At 73.5% G+C, this 18914-nt stretch carries 17 protein-coding genes; 5 read left to right on the top strand and 12 right to left on the bottom strand.

The annotated features are described in order from the left end of the window. Positions 1-106: 106 nt before the first annotated feature. Positions 107-607 carry a YbjN domain-containing protein gene (locus ACH4EB_RS19610; RefSeq protein WP_398348791.1) on the bottom strand — a complete coding sequence of 167 codons (501 nt, stop codon included), beginning with the start codon at positions 605-607 and terminating at the stop codon, positions 107-109. Further along, positions 600-2048: a glycosyltransferase gene (locus tag ACH4EB_RS19615; protein ID WP_398348792.1), complete on the bottom strand. Its 1449-nt coding sequence runs from the start codon at positions 2046-2048 to the stop codon at positions 600-602. Before ACH4EB_RS19615 ends, ACH4EB_RS19610 begins: the two co-directional genes overlap by 8 nt. Positions 2049-2358: 310 nt before the next feature. On the opposite strand from ACH4EB_RS19615, the gene ACH4EB_RS19620 reads away from it, so the two are divergent. Then, the gene (locus ACH4EB_RS19620; RefSeq protein ID WP_398348793.1) at positions 2359-3180 is read left to right on the top strand and encodes a class I SAM-dependent methyltransferase; all 822 of its coding nucleotides are present in this window, start codon (positions 2359-2361) and stop codon (positions 3178-3180) included. Between the two features lie 123 nt (positions 3181-3303). Here the strand turns inward: ACH4EB_RS19620 and ACH4EB_RS19625 are convergent, their stop codons facing one another. The 5 genes from ACH4EB_RS19625 to mshD all read right to left on the bottom strand — a co-directional run bounded on the left by ACH4EB_RS19625 (position 3304) and on the right by mshD (position 9224). After that, positions 3304-3726: an Hsp20/alpha crystallin family protein gene (locus tag ACH4EB_RS19625; RefSeq protein WP_398348794.1), complete on the bottom strand. Its 423-nt coding sequence runs from the start codon at positions 3724-3726 to the stop codon at positions 3304-3306. A 220-nt stretch (positions 3727-3946) separates the two neighbouring features. After that, on the bottom strand, positions 3947-4390 hold the full coding sequence (locus ACH4EB_RS19630) for an NUDIX hydrolase (protein ID WP_398348795.1): 444 nt from the start codon (positions 4388-4390) through the stop codon (positions 3947-3949). Positions 4391-4397: 7 nt separating this feature from the next. Continuing rightward, on the bottom strand, positions 4398-5552 hold the full coding sequence (locus ACH4EB_RS19635) for a CHAD domain-containing protein (protein WP_398348796.1): 1155 nt from the start codon (positions 5550-5552) through the stop codon (positions 4398-4400). Further along, positions 5536-7818 carry an RNA degradosome polyphosphate kinase gene (locus ACH4EB_RS19640; protein ID WP_398348797.1) on the bottom strand — a complete coding sequence of 761 codons (2283 nt, stop codon included), beginning with the start codon at positions 7816-7818 and terminating at the stop codon, positions 5536-5538. The genes ACH4EB_RS19635 and ACH4EB_RS19640 overlap by 17 nt, the downstream gene beginning before the upstream one ends. A gap of 458 nt (positions 7819-8276) precedes the next feature. Further along, the gene (gene mshD, locus ACH4EB_RS19645) at positions 8277-9224 is read right to left on the bottom strand and encodes a mycothiol synthase (RefSeq protein ID WP_398348798.1); all 948 of its coding nucleotides are present in this window, start codon (positions 9222-9224) and stop codon (positions 8277-8279) included. Between the two features lie 135 nt (positions 9225-9359). Between mshD and ACH4EB_RS19650 the strand changes: the two genes are divergently transcribed. The 3 genes from ACH4EB_RS19650 to ACH4EB_RS19660 all read left to right on the top strand — a co-directional run bounded on the left by ACH4EB_RS19650 (position 9360) and on the right by ACH4EB_RS19660 (position 12939). Next, positions 9360-11225, top strand: coding sequence for a bifunctional metallophosphatase/5'-nucleotidase (locus tag ACH4EB_RS19650; RefSeq protein ID WP_398348799.1), 1866 nt, complete (start codon positions 9360-9362; stop codon positions 11223-11225). Positions 11226-11564: 339 nt separating this feature from the next. Continuing rightward, positions 11565-12077, top strand: a complete 513-nt coding sequence (locus ACH4EB_RS19655; protein ID WP_398348800.1) for a DUF3574 domain-containing protein — start codon at positions 11565-11567, stop codon at positions 12075-12077. A gap of 145 nt (positions 12078-12222) precedes the next feature. After that, complete coding sequence (locus ACH4EB_RS19660; RefSeq protein ID WP_398348801.1) at positions 12223-12939, top strand: NADPH-dependent F420 reductase; 717 nt, start codon at positions 12223-12225, stop codon at positions 12937-12939. Between the two features lie 22 nt (positions 12940-12961). Here the strand turns inward: ACH4EB_RS19660 and ACH4EB_RS19665 are convergent, their stop codons facing one another. Beyond that, entirely contained in the window at positions 12962-13177 is a 216-nt protein-coding gene (locus ACH4EB_RS19665) for a DUF4287 domain-containing protein (protein ID WP_398348802.1), read from the bottom strand. A 51-nt stretch (positions 13178-13228) separates the two neighbouring features. Beyond that, positions 13229-14083: an SDR family oxidoreductase gene (locus tag ACH4EB_RS19670; protein ID WP_398348803.1), complete on the bottom strand. Its 855-nt coding sequence runs from the start codon at positions 14081-14083 to the stop codon at positions 13229-13231. A gap of 361 nt (positions 14084-14444) precedes the next feature. On the opposite strand from ACH4EB_RS19670, the gene ACH4EB_RS19675 reads away from it, so the two are divergent. Beyond that, positions 14445-15848: a DUF2993 domain-containing protein gene (locus tag ACH4EB_RS19675; protein WP_398348804.1), complete on the top strand. Its 1404-nt coding sequence runs from the start codon at positions 14445-14447 to the stop codon at positions 15846-15848. A gap of 103 nt (positions 15849-15951) precedes the next feature. On the opposite strand, the gene ACH4EB_RS19680 is transcribed toward ACH4EB_RS19675, so the two are convergent. From ACH4EB_RS19680 to ACH4EB_RS19690, 3 genes are all read right to left on the bottom strand, one after another. Continuing rightward, a complete protein-coding gene (locus tag ACH4EB_RS19680) occupies positions 15952-17457 on the bottom strand; it encodes a sensor histidine kinase (protein ID WP_398348805.1) in 1506 nt (501 codons plus the stop codon). Beyond that, positions 17454-18191 (bottom strand): response regulator transcription factor, encoded by a 738-nt coding sequence (locus ACH4EB_RS19685; RefSeq protein ID WP_398348806.1) that lies wholly within the window; start codon positions 18189-18191, stop codon positions 17454-17456. Before ACH4EB_RS19685 ends, ACH4EB_RS19680 begins: the two co-directional genes overlap by 4 nt. Positions 18192-18361: 170 nt before the next feature. Then, positions 18362-18661 (bottom strand): hypothetical protein, encoded by a 300-nt coding sequence (locus tag ACH4EB_RS19690; protein ID WP_398348807.1) that lies wholly within the window; start codon positions 18659-18661, stop codon positions 18362-18364. Positions 18662-18914: the final 253 nt, after the last annotated feature.

Here is an 18914-nt window from a genome sequence, read left to right on the forward strand (position 1 = left end):
CGGTGACGCCCTCGGGGCACTCATGCGTACGGTGACGCCCCGTGGGCGCCCGTGCGGACGCCGACGCCCCGCGAACAGCCCGGGAAGGCGCCGGGCGGCCAGGCGGTTAGGCCGACGGGCGCTGGGTCAGATGGCTGAATGCCTCCAGGTTGCGCGTCGACTCGCCGCGCGCCACCCGCCACTCGTACTCCTTGCGGATGGCGGAGGCGAAGCCCATTTCCAGAAGGGTGTTGAAGCTGCCGTCCGCGTTCTCCAGGACCGTGCCGAGGATGCGGTCCAGCTCGTCCGGTGTGACGGCGGCGAGCGGCAGTTTGCCGACGAGGTAGATGTCGCCCAGCTTGTCGATCGCGTAACTCACCCCGTACAGGCGGGTGTTGCGCTCCAGGAGCCAGCGGTGCACGGCTTCGTGGTTCTCGTCCGGGTGGCGGACGACGAAGGCGTTGATGGACAGGGAGTGCTTGCCGACGACCAGGGAGCAGGTCGTGGAGAGCTTGCGGGTGCCGGGCAGGGTCACCACGTACGTGCCGTCGGTGGGCGAATCCCACGTCAGGCCGGCATCGTCGAGAGCCGCCTCGATCACCTGTCGTGCCGCGTCGTCGTCAGCCATGAGGTGATCGTAGGTGACGGCGTCGCTCCTGCATCGCGGCGGTGTACACCTCGGCGGTCGCGGCGGCCGCGGTGTCCCAGCCGAAGGACCGGGCGTGCCGGGCGGCGGCCCCGCCCATCCGGCCGGCCAGCGACGTGTCGCGGGCGAAGCGGCCGAGGGCGCGGGCGTAGTCGGCCGGGTCGTGGCCGGATATGAGGAATCCGCTGACGCCGTCGCGTACGGCCACCGGGAGCCCGCCGACGGCGGCGGCGATCACCGGGGTGCCGCACGCCTGGGCCTCGATCGCGACCAGGCCGAACGATTCACTGTAGGACGGCATGACCAGCACGGACGCGGCGCGGTACCAGTCGGCGAGCTGTTCCTGGCCGACCGGCGGGCGGAAGCGGACGACGTCGGCGATGCCCAGGCGGGCGGCCAGCTTCTGCAGCCCCTCGGGCTTGGCCAGGCCGCTGCCGCTGGGGCCGCCGACGACCGGGACGACCAGGCGCGACCGCAGGGACGGGTCCTCGTCGAGCAGGACGGCGACGGCGCGCAGCAGGATGTCGGGGGCCTTCAGCGGCTGGATGCGGCCGGCGAAGAGCGGGATCAGGGCGTCCTGCGGCAGACCGAGACGGGCGCGGGCGGCGGAGCGCGAGGCAGAGGTGTCCTGGTCGGTGCCGGGGGCACCGGGTTCGGTGATCGCGTCCGTACGGCCGGGGGCGGTGGCGGCGTCCGTACGGCCGGGGCCTCCCGTGGGGCGGAAGCGGTCCAGGTTGACGCCCGGGTGTACGACGGCGACCTTGTCCGGCTCGGCCTCGTAGTGGCGTATCAGCTCGCCGGCTTCCTCCTCCGTGTTCGCGATCAGCCGGTCGGCGGCGCGCACGATCTGCGTCTCGCCGATGACGCGCGCGGCGGGTTCGGGGGTGTCGCCGGCGGCCAGGGCGGCGTTCTTGACCTTGGCCATGGTGTGCATGGCGTGGACGAGCGGGACGCCCCAGCGCTCGGCGGCGAGCCAGCCGACGTGCCCGGAGAGCCAGTAATGGGAGTGCACCAGGTCGTAGTGGCCGGGGCGGTGGCCCGCCCACGCCTGCATCACGCCGTGCGTGAAGGCGCAGAGCTGGGCCGGCAGCTCCTCCTTGGCCAGGCCCTCGTACGGGCCCGCGTCCACGTGCCGTACGAGGACGCCGGGGGCCAGCTCGACGGCGGGCGGCAGCGTGCCGGTCGTGGCACGGGTGAAGATCTCCACCTCGATGTTGAGGGAGGCGAGCTTCTTGGCCAGCTCGACGATGTAGACGTTCATGCCGCCGGCGTCGCCGGTGCCCGGCTGGTGCAGCGGGGAGGTGTGCACGCTCAGCATGGCGACCCGGCGCGGGCGGCGCGCCGCACCCGGCAGGCGCAGCCCGGACCGGCCCGGGAACGGGCCGTGGGAACGGCTGCGGAGCCTGGACACGTATTGGCTCACTGCGGGCTACCTCCTAGCCGGTACGGCCTGGGCCGGGGCGTGCGGCGCCTCCGAAGCCCGTAACAACCGAACCCGCGCATGCATTTCCCGGCGAGCCCGCCCGCCCGGCACTTTGCCAAAGCGTGACCTTGGGGCGTCCCCTTGGGTGGAACAAGGCGGGTGCGGGGTGGGTGCGGCGCGGGCGGCCGGGCCTGGCGGGGCGGCCGGGAGACAGATGGGTATCCGTGGTCTGGCGGGGCGGCCGGGGGGGCCGATGGGTATCCGTGGTCCGGCGGGACGACTGGGGCCGGTGGGCGCATAAGGTCAGGACATGGTCCGCAGCGCGTCCGTCTCTCCCACCTCTCCCCCGTCCTCCCGTCCCCTCGGGAACGCGACCCGCGGCACCACCAACCCGAACCGCCTGCGCCGCATGGACCGCTGGATCGCCGCCACCCACGCCGCCGCGCTGCGCCGCGGCCCCGCCCCCGTCGCCGTGGACCTCGGCTACGGCGCCGCGCCCTGGACCGCCGTGGAACTGCTGGCCCGGCTGCGTACCGTCCGGGCCGACGCGCAGGTGGTCGGCATCGAGATCGACCCGGCGCGGGTCGCCGCCGCGGCACCGTACACGTGCCCGGGACTGACCTTCGCCCACGGCGGGTTCGAGGTGCCGCTGCCGGGGCGGCGGGCGCCGGTGCTGATCCGGGCGGCGAACGTGCTGCGCCAGTACGCGGAGGACGAGGTGGCCGCCGTGTGGGAGCGGCTGTGCGCGCGGCTGGCGCCGGACGGGCTGCTGGTGGAGGGCACCTGCGACGAGATCGGGCGGCGGCACGTGTGGGTCGCACTGGGCCCCGAAGGCCCGCGCACGGTCACCTTCGCGGCCCGGCTCAGCGCCCTGGAAACACCGTCCGACCTGGCCGAACGCCTGCCGAAAGCACTGATCCACCGCAATGTGCCGGGCCAGCCCGTGCACACGTTCCTGCGCGAGTTCGACCGGGCGTGGGCGGCGGCCGCCCCGTATGCGTCATTGGGCGCGCGGCAGCGGTGGATGCGCAGCGTACTCGCCCTGAGCACGGCGTGGCCGCTGGCCGACGGGCCCCGGCGGTGGCGGCAGGGCGAGGTCACGGTCCGGTGGGAGGCGGTCGCGCCGGTGTGAGCGGCGGGGAGGTGGTCCCGCACCTGCCGGGCCACCGCGCTCCAGCGCCACACCGTCGACGGATGCCCGCGGCCCGGCCCCCTGCCTGCCGGGCGCCCGTCCGGCGCCCGGCAGGCGTCGGCCTCAGTGGGAGATCTGCTTCCGCGAGCTCCCGCCCGCGATCTCGATCTTGCGCGGCTTGGCCCGTTCCGCGATCGGGATGCGCAGCGTCAGCACGCCGTTCTCGTACGCCGCGTCCACCCGCTCGCTGTCGAGCGAGTCACCGAGGAAGAGCTGCCGGCTGAACTTGCCCGCCGTACGCTCGCTCGCGATCAGCTCGGCGCCCTCGGGGGCGGTGGAGGAGCGCTCGGCGCGGACGGTCAGCACGTTGCGCTCGATGTCCAGGTCGATGGTCTCCGGGTCGACCCCCGGCAGATCGAAGTGGATCACGAACTCGTCCCCGGACCGGTAGGCGTCCATCGGCAGCGCCGCCGGACGCGCCGTCGTCCCGAGCACCTGCTGGGTGAGACGGTCGAACTCGCGGAACGGGTCGGTACGCATGAGCATCACGGGTCATCTCCTTCCGAAGGCAGTGGGTGCGATGCCCCTTCGCCCTCTGGTATATCCCCGCGAAGGAAAATTGACAAGCCCCGACTCAAGACAGTTGCGGGAGCAGGAGAAAGGCCAGGTCAGGGCCCCTCGATCCGCAGCCCACAGCTCCCGGCCCCCACAGTCCCTCGCCCTGCCGGCCCGCCACTCCCGCCGACCCGCCACCTCACTCCCCCTGCTATCCCGCTGCCTCGCTGTCCCTCCCCACCCCCCGCAGAGCCCCCAGCAACGCGTCCACCAGGTGCCGGTCCCGCTCCTGGGTCAGGACGGGGCGGGCCCGGTCCGGCGGAAGCCAGAGGAGGCGGTCGACCTCCGGGGTCGGGTCGAAGGTGCCGGTGGTGGCTTCGGCGGCCCAGTAGCGGACTTCTTTGGGGCGGCCGTTGGCGAGGTAGTGGACGGTGGGGAGCCGGGCGCCGGGGCGGCATCGCATGCCGGTTTCCTCGGCGACCTCCCGGAGGGCGCCGGCGAGCCAGTCCTCGTCGCGTTTCAGCTTGCCCTTGGGATGGGACCAGTCGCCGTACTTCGGGCGGTGGACGAGGGCGATCTCCAGGTCGCCGGTGGCCGGGGAACGGCGCCACAGGACGCAGCCCGCGGCTCTGACCGGCTTGGGGGGTGCTGCCATGGCGCCGTCATCCCTTCCGCGGGCCGGCCTCGGGGGGCGGGGCGGGGAGCCATACCCGGCCGAACACGAAGCGGGCCGCTTCGACCTCGCGGCGCTGGTCGGCGTGGAGGACGCCGAGGGCGTAGGCGGTGGCGGGGGCGATGCGGGGGGTGCGGGCCGCCGCGGCGGCCGCGGCGGCGGCTTCGGCGGCGTCCCGGTGGCGTTCGAGAGCGCGGCCGGCCTCCGTGAGGCGCGGGTCGGTGTCGTCGGGGTCGGTCACCTCCCGGGCGTACCGGCTGAGGCGGGCGAGCTGCCGTACCTGGTGCCAGGGCGCGTCCTGGCGGGAGCCGGCGGTGCAGGCTTCGCCGTTGTACGCCTGGCCCGCGCGGGCCAGCGGCAGGGCCGCGACGGCCTCCGCGAGGCGCCGGTGGGCCTGTTCGGCGGGCGGGAGCAGCGCGTCCGTGGCGGGCCGGTCGGCCGCGGCGGCGAGTGGCGCTTCCGAGGCGAGTACGGCTACGGCGTCGGCGAGGGCGTGGAAGCGGGAGGAGCCGAGCGCCTGGAGGGCGGCCGAGTGCGCGCGGGTGCGGGCGAGGGTGATCTGCCGTTCCAGCAGGGCACCGGCCCGCGCGGCCCCGGCGGAGAGGAGGGCTTCGGCCGCGTCGGGGTCCGGCTTGTCCTGGGGGGCGGAGAGGGGGGCCGTCCCGGCGGCCGGGGCGGGGCGGCCGGTGAGCCGTTGGAGCGCTCCCATCAGGCGGTCCAGCCGGGCCGTTCCGGCGTGTTCGCGGGCCAGCGTGCCGGACAGCCAGGCGAGTTCGGCCCGCAGGTGGTCGGCCCACTTCTCGTCCGTGAGCGGGCGGAAGGTGTGCAGTGCGCTGCCGATGCGCCGGGCGGCGGACCGGAGTTGGCGGGCGGCCTCGCGGGCGCCCTCCGCGTCGGGGCCGCTCTCGCGGTGCGAGCGCAGGCTGCGCAGGAAGTCCGTCGCCTGGTGGTGCAGGTAGGCGGCGAGGACGTCGCGGGCGGTGCGTCCGGTCAGTGCGCAGCCGTCGGTTCCGTACGGGCGCGGCAGGGAGCCGGAGCGGGCCGGCGCCCCGGGCCGGGCCGGGCCGTCGGCCACCGCGGCGGGTGCGCCGCCGGGCCCGGCGGGCTCGCGGCGGAGCGGGGGGAAGTCATGTCGCTGGGCCACGTCGGCGCCTCCGGGCGTCAATGAGCAGTTCCTGTACGTTGCGCAGCGGCGCGCCGTCCGCGTCGACCGCGTGCCGGGTCCAGTTGCCGGCCGGGCCCAGGTGCCAGGACGAGGTGGCGTCCGAGGTGCCGGTCTCCAGGAGCCGGTTGAGGGCGGCGCGGTGGGCCGGGTCGGTGACCCGTACCAGCGCCTCGATCCGCCGGTCGAGGTTGCGGTGCATCATGTCGGCGCTGCCGAGCCAGACCTCGGGTTCGCCGCCGTTGCCGAAGGCGAACACCCGGGAGTGTTCGAGGAAGCGGCCGAGCACGCTGCGTACCCTGATGTGCTCGCTGAGCCCTTCGACGCCGGGCCGCAGGGCGCAGATGCCGCGTACCCACACATCGACCGGCACACCGGCCTGGGACGCGCGGTACAGCGCGTCGATGACGGCCTCGTCGACCATCGAGTTGACCTTGACGCGGACGTAGGCGGGCCGCCCGGCGCGGTGGTGCGCGATCTCTTTGTGGATGCGCTGCACCAGGCCGTCCCGCAGGGACTTGGGGGCGACCAGCAGCCGCCGGTAGGTCTCCCGGCGGGAGTAGCCGCTGAGCCGGTTGAAGAGGTCGGAGAGGTCCGCGCCGACCTGCGGATCGGCGGTCAGCAGCCCCAGGTCCTCGTACAGCCGGGCCGTCTTGGGGTGGTAGTTGCCCGTCCCCACATGGGAGTAGCGGCGCAGCATCTCGCCTTCCTGGCGGACGACGAGCGACAGCTTGCAGTGCGTCTTGAGCCCGACCAGTCCGTACACGACATGGCAGCCCGACTCCTCCAGTTTGCGCGCCCACTTGATGTTGGCCTGCTCGTCGAAGCGCGCCTTGATCTCGACGAGGACGAGCACCTGTTTGCCGGACTCGGCGGCGTCTATGAGGGCGTCGACGATCGGCGAGTCGCCGGACGTCCGGTACAGCGTCTGCTTGATGGCCAGCACGTCGGGGTCACAGGCGGCCTGCTCCAGGAACGCCTGGACGGAGGTGGAGAACGAGTCGTACGGGTGGTGCAGCAGGACGTCACGGGCGCGCAGCGCGGCGAAGATGTCGGGCGCGGACGCCGACTCGACCTCGGCGAGGTCGCGGTGGGTGCCCGCCACGAACTTGGGGTACTTCAGTTCCGGCCGGTCCAGGGCGCCGATGCCGAACAGGCCGGTCAGGTCCAGCGGCCCGGGCAGCGGGTAGACCTCGGAGTCGGAGACCTTCAGCTCCTGGACGAGCAGGTCCAGCACGGCCGGGTCGATGGACTCCTCGACCTCCAGGCGGACCGGCGGCCCGAAGCGGCGCCGCATCAGCTCCTTCTCCAGCGCCTGGAGGAGGTTCTCCGCGTCGTCCTCCTCGACTTCGAGGTCCTCGTTGCGGGTCACCCGGAACATGTGGTGCGCCCGTACCTCCATCCCGGGGAACAGTTCCTCCAGGTGGGCGGCGATCACGTCCTCGATGGGCACGTACCGCTGCGGCGCGGCCTCCAGGAAGCGGGAGAGCAGCGGCGGGACCTTGACCCGCGCGAAGTGGTCGTGTCCGCTGACCGGGTTGCGGACGACGACGGCCAGGTTGAGGGAGAGGCCGGAGATGTACGGGAACGGGTGGGCCGGGTCGACGGCGAGCGGGGTCAGGACCGGGAAGATCTGCTGGCGAAACAGGGTGAACAGCCGGGCCTGTTCCTTCTCGGTCAGCTCGGGCCAGCGGATGAGGTGGATGCCCTGGTCGGCCAGTTCGGGAGCGACGTCCTGCTGGTAACAGGCGGCGTGCCGGGCCATCAGCTCGCGCGAGCGGGTCCAGATGAGGTCCAGCACCTCGCGGGGCTGGAGGCCGGAGGCGGAGCGGGTGGCGACGCCGGTCGCGATGCGCCGTTTGAGGCCCGCGACCCGCACCATGAAGAACTCGTCGAGATTGCCGGCGAAGATCGCGAGGAAGTTGGCCCGTTCCAGGAGGGGGGTGGCCGGGTCCTCGGCCAGTTCCAGCACCCGCTCGTTGAAGGCGAGCCAGCTCCGTTCGCGGTCCAGGAAGCGGCCGGCGGGCAGCCCCTCGCCGTCGGCGCCCGCCGCGCCGGTCTCCTCGTAGTCGTCCAGGTCCGCGTCGAGGTCCGGTTCCAGCTCGGGCACCGGCACGGCGACCGCGTGCGGGCGGTGCGCCGCTATGGAGCCCACCGACGGCTGCGCGGACGGCGGCAGGTGGTCCACCGCCCGGGGCGTGGTCGGCTCGGTCCGGTCCGTGGCCTGGGCGCTGGGCTGCTGGTTCATGACCTTATTCTTCCGCGCCGGGGGCTTTGTCAGCCCGTCGGACGGAGTCGGTACGGGGCGCAGGCGGCGACCGGCGGCATTCGGGACAGCGGGCTGCATTCCGTGATGCTCGCAAGCGACGTTGAATCGCCGGTAACGCGGATGTGGCGGCCAGGCAAGCGGGGCGCTACTCCCCGGTGTTTACATTCCCGTGTCTTGCGCTTCCCGTGGCGCGCCCCACGGGGCGCACGAGGGGGCGCGCGATCGCTCCGGCGTACGCCCCTCCGGGCACCGTTCGCCGCCCGGGCGCCGGGCCCCGTACGGACCGGGCCCGGGCCCCGGCGGCAGGCGCGGAAGACGATCGGTCACGTCCGCCGTCCGGCCCAACGAGTCGGCCGGTACGCCGGGTTCTGTCCGCGCCGGAGGCGGCCGGCAGGCGCGTGCCGGGTGGCGTCCGGACGACGCCGCGCCGCGCGTCCTCACGTCTCCGTGCGGTACATCAGGTCCGTCTCGTGCGTGGTGAAACCGAGCCGCTCGTAGACGGTCACGGCGGGTACGTTGTCCGCGTCGACGTAGAGCATCGCCGTCGGTACGTCCTGCCCCGCCAGGTGCCGCAGTCCGATCGCGGTGAGCGCCTTGCCGAGCCCGCCGCCCTGGGCGTCCGGCCGCACGCCGACCACGTACACCTCGCCCAGGCCCTCCTCGGCGTGGATCTTGGTCCAGTGGAAGCCGACCAGCCGGCCGTCCCGCTCCGCGAGGAAGAAGCCCTTGGGGTCGAACCACGGCTCGGCCTTGCGGTCGTCCAGGTCCCGCTGGGTCAGCGAGCCCTGCTCGGGGTGGTGGGCGAAGGCCGCCGCGTTCGCCTCCAGCCACGCGGCGTCGTCGGTGCCCGGCTGGAAGGTCCGTACGGACACCCCTTCCGGAAGGGGCGGTTCCGCCAGCTCCAGGCCGCTCAGCGGACGGCGCATCTGCCGCAGCTCGCGGAAGAGCGTCATGCCGAGGGTCTGGGCGAGGTGACGGGCCGCGGCATGGCCGCCGTGCGCCCACACCCGAAGGCGGCGGCCGGACTGCTCCAGCAGTCCGGTGCCCAGCGCGCGGCCGTGGCCGTGCCCCCGGTGCGACGGGTGCACCACCAGTTCGGCGGCCGGCGCCTCCACGGGGTCGGTGTCCTCCAACTGGGCGTATCCGGCGAGCACCCCGGCCTCGTCGTCCGGCCCGCCCGGTACGTACAGCAACAGGTGCCGTACGCCCGTACGCCGCCCGCCGCGCAGTTGGAGCCGCCCCTGCTCGGACACGGCGGGCTGCCCGTCCGTCGCCGCGGCCTGCTCGATCAGTGCGAGGACGGCGGCGGCCGCATCCGGCGCCGGCTCGTCCACGACCTCGATCCGCCGGCCCGTCCGGCCCTTGTCCTGTGCTGCGTCAGTCATGCTTCGAAGCGTACGGCCCGGGCACCGGTACACCGGATGCACACCGGCCCGTCACCGGCCGACCCCTGTTCCGCTACGCGCGTTGACCGTAGGCTGCGTGCGCTCGGACACCAGCCCACAAGGGAGACCCTCCTCATGTCACCGAGACCGCAGCGGCGGCGCGCGACGCGCAGACTGACGGCCGGGGCGGCGGTGCTCGCCGCCGCCGTCGGCATCTCGGCCGCGGCACCGGCCGGCGCCGAAACCACCGCGCCCGCCGCCCACGCCCGCCACACCGGCCCGGGGAACGGCCACGGGCCCGGTCACGGGGGCGGACACGCCGCCCGCACCGTCGACGTGCAGCTCCTGTCCTTCAACGACTTCCACGGCAATCTGGAGCCCCCGCAGGGCTCCGCCGGCACCGTCGAGGAGCAGCAGCCGGACGGCAGCACGAAGAAGATCGCGGCGGGCGGTGTCGAGTACCTGGCCAACGCGCTCCGTACGGCCCGCAAGGGCCACCCGTACTCGGTCACCGCCGCGGCCGGCGACATGGTGGGCGCCAGCCCGCTGCTGTCCGGGCTCTTCCACGACGAGCCGACCATCGAGGCCATGAACAAGCTCGGCCTGGACGTCACCTCCGTCGGCAACCACGAGTTCGACGAGGGCCGTGCCGAGCTGACCCGCCTCCAGAAGGGCGGCTGCCACCCCACCGACGGCTGCTACGAGAAGGGCAAGCGCTTCAAGGGCGCCGGCTTCCCGTACCTCGCCGCCAACGTCACCGACGAGAAGACCGGCCGGCCGATCCTCAAGCCGTACACCGTCTGGAAGCACAAGGGCGTCAAGATCGGCTTCATCGGGGTCACGCTGGAGGGCACGCCCGACGTGGTCAGCGCCAACGGCGTCAAGGGCCTGAAGTTCCACGACGAGGCCGAGACCATCGACAAGTACGCCAAGGAGCTGGACCGGCAGGGCGTGAAGTCGATCGTCGCGCTCGTCCACGAGGGTGGTCTGCCCGCCTCCACCGCGTACAACCACGACTGCGACAGCCCGGGGCCCGGCGCGGGGATATCCGGACCGATCGCCGCGATCGCCAAGAAGGTCACGCCGAAGGTGGACGCGCTGGTCACCGGCCACACCCACCAGGCGTACACCTGCACGATCCCGGACCCGGCCGGGATGCCGCGCACCGTCACCTCGGCCGCCTCGTTCGGCAAGCTGTACACGGACACGACGCTCACCTACGACCGCCGCACCAAGGACATCGTCCGTACGTCGGTGAAGTCGGCCGCCGCGCGCAACCACGTCGTCCACCGCACGCAGCCCAAGGCCCCGGACATGACCGCGCTCATCCAGCGCTGGAACAAGCTCGCCGCGCCGGTCGCGGACAAGCCCGTCGGCTACATCTCCGCCGACATCCCGGGCCGCGGCTCGGCAAGCCCCGAGACGCCGCTCGGCAACCTGATCTCCGACGCGCAGTTCGAGGCCACCCAGGCGGCCGGCAAGGGCGGCGCGCAGCTCGCCCTGATGAACCCCGGCGGGGTGCGCGCCGACCTGGCGCACAAGGCGTCCGGGAACGAGGGGGACGGCGTCGTCACGTACGGCGAGGCCTTCACCGTGCAGCCCTTCACCAACCTGACCACCGTCGTGACCCTCACCGGCGCCGACCTGCTGACCGCGCTCCAGCAGCAGGTCAGCGGCGCGAACGAGGCGTCGCCGAAGATCCTTCAGGTGTCGAAGGGGCTGACGTACACCCTGGACCTGACCAAGTCCGGCGCCGGCCGCGTGGTCAAGGACACGGTGCGGCTGAACGGCGCCCCGATCGCCCCCGCGAAGAGCTACCGGGTCGCCATGAACGAGTTCCTGGCCGGTGGCGGGGACGGCTTCGCCGCCCTCAAGCAGGGCAAGGACAAGTACGTCGGGCCGTCCGACCTGGACGCGCTGACCGCGTACCTGACGGCGCACTCCTCGGCCTCCGCGCCGCTCGCGCCGCCGAAGACGGACCGGATCACGGTCGTGAAGTAACCCTCGGGCGGGGCTTCGGACCGGAGACGGGCCGGAGACGGTTCGGAGACGGACCGGAGAGGGACATGGGTACGGGTACGGCCCGGCGGGTGGCTTCCGCCGGGCCGTACGCCGATGGGCTCCCGGACGGCCGTACGCCGTGGGGTTCCGAACGGCCGTGCGCGGTGTGGCCCCGGCCGGGCGTGCGCGGTGTGGCCCCGGCCGGGCGTGCGCGGTGTGGCCCCGGCCGGGCGTGCGCCGCCGGGGTGGCCGGAAGCGACCGTACGCGGAGCGCGCCGCTCGCTGTCGCTCGCTACCTTCGCTCCCCGTCCGCACTCCGCTCCCCGAAAGGCACGTGCGATGACGCCGACCTCCGACCGTTCCTGCGACCCCCGCCGTCCCCACCGCTCCCGTTCGCGTCTGGCCGCGCTCACCCTGAGTGCCGCGCTGCTGGGCGCCGGTGCCCCAGCCGCGTATGCCGCGTTCACCGGCGAGTCAGGGGCCGCCGCGACCGCTGCCGCGCCGCAGCAGGCCGCCGCGGGGCGGCCCTACGTCGAGACGAGCCTGCTGTTCGGCACCGCGCGGCCTAACGGCGGTCCGGCGGTCACCGACCGGGAGTTCCGGGCCTTCGTCGACGCGGTCGTCACCCCGCGCTTCCCCGGCGGCCTCACCGTCCAGGACGGGTACGGGCAGTACCGCGACGCGCACGGCACGATCGAACGGGAGCGCTCGTACGAGCTGATCCTGCTCCGTCCCGTCTCCGCGGCGGGGGCCGACGATCCCAAGATCGAACAGATTCGCGCCGCCTACCTGAAGCGTTTCGGTCAGGAGTCGGTGGCCCGCGTCGACGACCGTGCGCGGGTGGACTTCTGAGACCCGGCCGCACCCGCCCACCCATGTTCGCCTCTGCGTGAACATGGGCTAGGGTGGCGGCATCCCGACCGGGCTCGGGGGGCATGCCCGTACGCGTGACCGGCCGGACCGACGATCCGCCACGACAGCAGCGAGGTTGAGGGCAATGCCGACTCTGGGAATCATCGGGAGCGGGCACATCGGCACGGCGGTCGCCCGGCTGGCGGTGGCGGCCGGCATCCCGGTGGTGCTGGCCAACTCCCGTGGCCCGCACAGCCTCACGGGACTCGTCGCCGAGCTGGGCCCGTGGGCCGCCGCCGGTACCGCCGAGGAGGCCGCGCGGGCCGGTGACCTCATCGTGACGGCCGTACCGCTGACCGCCGTCCCGGCCCTGCCCGTGGCCGCCCTACGGGGCCGGACCGTGCTGGACACCAGCAACTACCGCCCGGCCCGCGACGGCCGGATCACCTCGCTCGACCGCGCGGAGCTGACCACCGGCGAACTCGTCGGCCAGCATCTGCGCGGCGCACACCTGGTCAAGGCGTTCAGTACCGTCCTGGCGCACCACCTGCCCCAACTCGCCCGCCCCACCGGCGCCCCGGACCGCTCCGCCCTGCCGATCGCCGGTGACGAGGACGGGGCGAAGGCCGCGGCGGCGGCCCTGATCGACCGGCTCGGCTTCGACACGGTGGACGCCGGTCCGCTCGCCGCGAGCTGGCGGTTCGAGCCGGGAGCGACCGCCTGCACCCGGCTGTACGCCGCCGACCCGGACGCCCCGCGCGAGCGCCTGGCCGACGTCCCCGCCCTGCCCGTGCCGGCCGAGGGCCTGCGCGCCGCCCTCGCCCAGGCCCGGCGCGTACGCGTCGGCGACCGCACGGCGTGAGCGAGCCCCGCCCTGCCACGCGTTACCTGCCACCGGCCTCCGCGAGGGTCTGCGCCACCAGGGCGTTGGCGTGTCCGTGCCTCATCCCGTGCTCGGCCTTGAGCCGGCCGACCAGCTCCAGATGCCGGCTCAGCGGCGCGGCACGGACGAGGACCCGCCACTCGGCCATGGGCCGCCCGTACTTCTTCTCGATGGACGGGAAGCAACCGGCCGGGCCCTGCACAGCGTTATCGGTCATGTCCGCAGTCTGGCACCCACCACTGACAACGTCCGTGGCCCGCGTGGCCGCTCAGCGGAAGTCGGCGGCGTGGTCCTGGACCCACTGGGCGAACGTGCGGGCCGGGCGGCCGACGACCCGCTGGACGGTGTCGGTGATCAGCGGAGTGGTGCCGACGGTGGTGCCGAAGAAGCGGAAGAGTTCGAGCATGGCCTCCTTGGACAGGTTCGGTATGGCGTACTCCTCGGCCGCCTGCTCCTCGGAGATCACCTCCAGCCGCGTCTCGCGCCCGAGGACGCGGCCGATCTCGGCGACCTGCTCCGCCCTGGTGCGGGCCTCCGGACCGGTGACCACGTACACCTGGCCGGCGTGGGCACCCGTACGGTCCAGGAGGGCCACCGCGGCGACGGCGGCGAGGTCCTCCTCGTGCACGGGCGCGAAGACGGCGTCCGGCTGCGGGTCACGGACCACGCCGCCCGCCCGGATCTCCGCGGCCCACTGCAGGGCATTGGCGGCGTACGCACCACCGCGTACGAAGGTCCACTCCAGGCCGGAGTCCCGCACCACCCTCTCGACGGCACCGTGCATCCGGGCGAGCAAGTCCCCCTCGTCCGCCGGCTCGTCGGTGACGGCTATCGAGGAGTTGAGGACGATACGGCGCACACCGGCCTTCGCCGCCGCCTCGACGACGGCCGCGGCCGCGTCGCCGCCGCCCGCCGCCAGGTTGAGGAAGAGCGCGTCGGCGCCGTTCAGGGCCGGTTCGAGCGAGGCCGGGTCGGTCAGGTCGGCCCGTACCGTCTCGGCTCCGGACGGCAGCCCGGCCCGTTCGGGATCGCGGGTCAGGGCCCGTACGGAGGCGCCCTCCGCGAGAAGCTGCCCGACGAGACTGCGGCCGATGTTGCCGGTGGCTCCGGTTACTACGATCATCACTGCGCCCTTTCAGGAGACGTGATACGACTGCTGATCATGACCAACACCGGGGCGCACGGGGAATTCCCGCCCCGGCGGGGGGCGCCAGGCGTCCGGCAACCGGGACACCGGCCGGTTCCGGCCAAGCGGACCGGACAAGCCCGCGTATACCTCACTTACCGCCAGTAGGACTTGCGTTCGAGGGTTGTCATCGTGGTGGGATGTCCTGATGCGCATCCCCACACGCATACCTTCACCCTCCTCGAACCCCTCCCCCACACCGGACACCTCGGAATCTCGGACAACACCGCAGAGAGCAGCAGCGGACCGGCACCCCCGCCCCGCAGCCGCGCGTGACGAACAGGGCAGCACGGGCGCCATGGGCAGTACGGCCGGTACGGACGACACAAGCGGTACGGGCGGTACGGGCGGTACGGGCGGTACGGGCGGGAGCGACGGCGGACGTGACCGCGGCATCCGTGACACCGCGCAGTTCGAGAGGATCAACCCGTACGCGGACCTGGCCGCGCTCGCCGATCCCGAGCCGGAGCCCGGCGAGGAGCCCCCGCCCGGCAACGCGCCGCTGACCCGGCGTACCTACCTCAACGAGCGCGACGACAGCGACGACCCGCTGGGCCTGGGGCTGCGCTCCGACGAGGACGACCCGAAGGCCTGGACACCGCCGAACCACCGCCGCCGCAAGCGCGGGATCAGCCGGTTCGCGGCGGTGCCCAAGACGGCGAAGCTGTTGGTCGCGGTCCTGGTGTGTGTGGCGTTCCTGGCCCTGTCGGACCGTTTCGCCGTGCTGTACGCGCAGAACAAGGCCGAGGAGAAGCTCAAGGAGTCGCTGCACCTGAACGCCAACCCGGAAGTGGACATCAAGGGCTTTCCCTTCCTGACGCAGGTGCTCGGCAAGCGGCTCGAACAGGTGGATGTCACCGTGCCCGACCTGGCGGCCGACCGGGTGTCCCTGGCCAAGGTCGAGGCGAGCGCGCGGGACGTCCGGCTCGACGGCGACCTGCCCGCCTCCATCAGCGGCGCCACCATCGGCACCGTGCGCGGCACCGTGCTGCTGTCGTTCGACGACATGAACCGGGAACTGGGCGCCTCACAGGTACGTTTCAGTGAGCTGGGCCCCAACTCCGTACGCGCCGTCGGGCAACTGCCGATCGCCGGGCACGAGCTGCGCGTACGGGCGGAGGCGCACATCCGGCAGGCCGGGGACCGCGGGATCTCCACCGACATCAGCAAGATGCGCCTGGACATCGCGGATGTGGCCGTCTACCGCCCGGGCACCGGCAAGGAAGAGGGCCTGCGGCTGACCCGCAAGGCCGCGGCCGAGGTGAGCCGGCAGGCCGCCAAGGTGAAGTCGCTGCTGGGTGTGCCGGCCATCGCGGAGCGCCTCGGCATCCCGCAACAGGCCATCGACGACGCGCTGCGCAGCGAGAAGAAACTGCACGAACTGACCGGCGCACCGCGCTTCATCGAGCAGCTCATGAAGGTCAACCTCGTCGATGTGGTGATCGACCACCCGTGGCTGCTCCAGAAGGTCGGCATCGACCCGAAGATCCTGGGCGCGCTGTCCGGCCTGACCAAACCGCAGCTCGCCGACCGGCTGTCGCTGTCCTTCCGGCTGCCGGACACGCCCGGTGACGTGCGACTGCGGGACATCTCCGTGGAGAAGGACGGAATCCGGGTACGGATCACCGGCTCCGGCCTGCCGATCGGCAGCGCGGCGGAGGACAAGGGCGAGGGCGAGGACAAGGGCGGCAAGGTGAAGTAGCGGCGAAGGACAACGGCGAGGGGAGTCGGGGTCGCGGGCCGGGCGGGGCCCGGCCGGGACCGCGGCCGCCCGGCCCCGCTCCTTGACCGGCCCCTGGGCCCCTTCACTCCTGCGGCATCTCCGGCGGTGGGGTGGCCGCTCCCGGCAGGCGCAGCAGGGCTTCCGTGCCGCCGCCCGGTGCCGCCCGCAGCTCGACCGTGCCGCCCGCCTGGTACGCCGTACGCGCCACGATCGACAGCCCGAGCCCGCTGCCCGGCAGGCTGCGGGCGGACGGCGAACGCCAGAACCGCTCGAAGACGTGCGGCAGTTCCTCCTCGGGAATGCCGGGGCCGTGGTCGCGTACCCGCAGCTCGCCCTTGCGCAGATCCACCTCGACGGCGCCGTCCTCCGCGCTGAACTTGACCGCGTTGTCCATCAGGTTGACCACCGCGCGCTCCAGGGCCGCGGGCTCCGACCGTACGTACCAGGGGTCCAGCTCGGCGGTGATGTCCAGCGAGGGGCCGCGCAGCCGGGCGCGGCGCAGGGCCGAGTCGACGACCTCGTGCAGCGCGACGACCGGCACGGCGGCCGAGCCGCCCGGCCCGGACTCCGGCGTGCGGGAGAGTTCCTGGAGGTCGCCGATGAGCGCGGCCAGCTCCCCCATCTGCGCCTTCACCGAGGCCAGCAGCGCCTGCTTGTCCTCGGCCGGGAGCTGCCGGCCGGACTGTTCGCTGCGTACCAGCAGGTCGATGTTGGTACGCAGCGAGGTCAGCGGCGTCCGCAGCTCGTGGCCGGCGTCCGCGATCAGTTGTTGCTGGAGGTCGCGGGAGGAGGCCAGCGCCGCCGTCATGGAGTTGAAGGAGCGCGACAGGCGCGCGATCTCGTCCTCGCCTTCAGCGGGGATACGGATCGTCAAGTCCTCGGTACGGGCGACGCGTTCCACAGCTTCGGTGAGCCGGTCGACGGGTTTCAGACCGGCACGGGCCACCCACAGGCCCGCGGTCGCGGCGCCCAGCACACCGACGCCGGTGACGATCAGCAGGATCAGCGCGAGCTGGTTGAGGGGCCGGGTGACCGGGGCCATGGGGGTCGCGACGGAGATCGCGACCGGGCGACCCGACGCGTCGGTCACGTCCGGATACGGACGGGTGAGGACCCGCATCTCCGTGCCGTCGTTGTTCGGTGTGGTGTGGATCGCGTGGTCGGACCGGCCCGCGGCCACGTCCACGTCCGACCGCTGCGCGGGGATGGCGTCCTTCAGCCACGACGTGCAGACGGAGCCGTCGGCGGCCACGATCTGGGTGGTGTAGTCGGTGGGGAGCTTCACCCACGCGCCGGGCGGCAGCGTACCGGCGCACTTGCCGGCCAGCGCCTGCACGGTGTCGGCCGACACGGTCTGCCGGGCCAGCGTCGCGTCGAGCTGCTCGGTGAGCCGGTCGCGGGTCACCAGCCAGCAGGCGGCCGCCGCGGCGGCCACGGCGACCGCGACGGCGACGGCCGTGAGCATGGCCAGCCGGGAGCGCAGCGGGAGCTGTCGGTAGCGGCGCACGGCGCGTTCCTTCAGGCCGGGGCGCCGCGGCGCACCTCCGGCGGAAGGGGCGGCGGCGCCCGGAGCCGGGGCGTCGGTCATTCCGCGCCGCCCTCGGCACGCAGCACGTACCCGACACCACGCACCGTGTGCACCAGCCGCGGTTCACCGCCGGCCTCCGTCTTGCGGCGCAGATACATCACGTACACGTCCAGGGAATTGGAGGTCGGCTCGAAGTCGAAGCCCCAGACGGCCTTCAGGATCTGCTCGCGGGTCAGCACCTGGCGCGGGTGCGCGAGGAACATCTCCAGCAGCGTGAACTCGGTACGGGTCAGCTCGACCGGCCGGCCCCCGCGGGTGACCTCCCGGGTCGCCAGGTCCATCCGCAGGTCGGCGAAGGTCAGCGCGTCGCCCTCCGCGGGCTGGGCGCCGGCCGCCGCCGCGTATGAGCTGCGGCGCAGCAGCGCGCGGATACGGGCCAGCAGTTCGTCCAGCTCGAAGGGTTTGACGAGGTAGTCGTCGGCGCCCGCGTCCAGTCCGGTGACCCGGTCGCCCACCGTGTCGCGGGCGGTCAGCATCAGGATCGGTACGGTCACGCCGCTCGCCCGCAGCCGCCGGGCGGCCGTCAGCCCGTCCATCCGGGGCATCAGCACGTCCAGCACGATCAGTTCGGGGTCGTAGGAGGCGACCTTCTCGACCGCGTCGAGCCCGTCGACGGCCTGTTCGGTCCCGTAGCCCTCGAAGGCGAGGGAGCGCCGCAGCGCCTCCCGGACGGCCGGCTCGTCGTCGACGATCAGGATGCGGGCGGGCTGATCACCGTGCTCGGCGGGACTCATCGCTGTGACTACCTCGGGTGTGGGTGTGGACGGCTGACCGGGGATTCCGCGGTCCAGCATGTCAGCCTCGCACGTCGGCGGCCCGGGCATGCCGCTCGGCACGGTCTCGTCGGCGCTCCGTACGGCGCCCGGTGCGCGGGGTACGGAGCCGGGGTGCGCGGACGGGCCGGTCACCTCCGGGCGGCGGCCCGTGGCGGCCGGGCCGGGCCCGCCGCGCCGGTCCGCTTGGGGCGCGGCCGCGCTGCCGCCGCGACCTCCGTGGGGCGTCCGGTGCGGGCCCGCGCCACCCGGGCGTCGGCCTCGGCCAGGTCGAGAGCCAGGTCCAGGTCGGCGGGGCCGGTACGGGCGTCCGCGCCGTGGTCGACGGTCAGCACGCCCGCGCTGTGCCGCTTCTCGCCCGCGCTCCAGGCGATGACGGCCGCGACGGCACGGCGGGCGCGGTGGACCGGGACGGTGATCTTGCTGGCCATGACGGCCTCCTCGTACGTGAGGTTCGGGGCGGGGGAGGAGGGAGGGGCGGGAGGTAAGAAGCGGGGGTGGGGGGCGGGGAACGCGGGGGCCACGGGAGAGGGCACGGGCAGAACAGAAACGTTTCAGGCGGCGGTGGGGCACGCGGCATCACGGCCACCGGGCCCAAGGGAGCCGCCGAGGTTCCGGGGGCCCGGGGTTCCGGGGTCCGGGGCCGCCCCGTCGCCGGGAGCCGGTACAGCGCCGTCCCCCGCC

It is taken from the genome of Streptomyces sp. NPDC018045, from assembly GCF_044327445.1.
GTDB lineage: Bacteria > Actinomycetota > Actinomycetes > Streptomycetales > Streptomycetaceae > Streptomyces.

Bases quoted from the DNA above. Each gene is read 5' to 3' on its own strand.
- ACH4EB_RS19620 (WP_398348793.1), top strand. From the start codon at position 2,359: ATGGTCCGCAGCGCGTCCGTCTCTCCCACCTCTCCCCCGTCCTCCCGT.
- ACH4EB_RS19650 (WP_398348799.1), top strand. From the start codon at position 9,360: ATGTCACCGAGACCGCAGCGGCGGCGCGCGACGCGCAGACTGACGGCC.
- ACH4EB_RS19670 (WP_398348803.1), bottom strand. From the start codon at position 14,083: ATGATCGTAGTAACCGGAGCCACCGGCAACATCGGCCGCAGTCTCGTC.
- ACH4EB_RS19660 (WP_398348801.1), top strand. From the start codon at position 12,223: ATGCCGACTCTGGGAATCATCGGGAGCGGGCACATCGGCACGGCGGTC.
- ACH4EB_RS19630 (WP_398348795.1), bottom strand. From the start codon at position 4,390: ATGGCAGCACCCCCCAAGCCGGTCAGAGCCGCGGGCTGCGTCCTGTGG.
- ACH4EB_RS19690 (WP_398348807.1), bottom strand. From the start codon at position 18,661: ATGGCCAGCAAGATCACCGTCCCGGTCCACCGCGCCCGCCGTGCCGTC.
- mshD (WP_398348798.1), bottom strand. From the start codon at position 9,224: ATGACTGACGCAGCACAGGACAAGGGCCGGACGGGCCGGCGGATCGAG.
- ACH4EB_RS19625 (WP_398348794.1), bottom strand. From the start codon at position 3,726: ATGCTCATGCGTACCGACCCGTTCCGCGAGTTCGACCGTCTCACCCAG.
- ACH4EB_RS19675 (WP_398348804.1), top strand. From the start codon at position 14,445: ATGGGCAGTACGGCCGGTACGGACGACACAAGCGGTACGGGCGGTACG.
- ACH4EB_RS19640 (WP_398348797.1), bottom strand. From the start codon at position 7,818: ATGAACCAGCAGCCCAGCGCCCAGGCCACGGACCGGACCGAGCCGACC.
- ACH4EB_RS19685 (WP_398348806.1), bottom strand. From the start codon at position 18,191: ATGAGTCCCGCCGAGCACGGTGATCAGCCCGCCCGCATCCTGATCGTC.
- ACH4EB_RS19680 (WP_398348805.1), bottom strand. From the start codon at position 17,457: ATGACCGACGCCCCGGCTCCGGGCGCCGCCGCCCCTTCCGCCGGAGGT.
- ACH4EB_RS19610 (WP_398348791.1), bottom strand. From the start codon at position 607: ATGGCTGACGACGACGCGGCACGACAGGTGATCGAGGCGGCTCTCGAC.
- ACH4EB_RS19655 (WP_398348800.1), top strand. From the start codon at position 11,565: ATGACGCCGACCTCCGACCGTTCCTGCGACCCCCGCCGTCCCCACCGC.
- ACH4EB_RS19665 (WP_398348802.1), bottom strand. From the start codon at position 13,177: ATGACCGATAACGCTGTGCAGGGCCCGGCCGGTTGCTTCCCGTCCATC.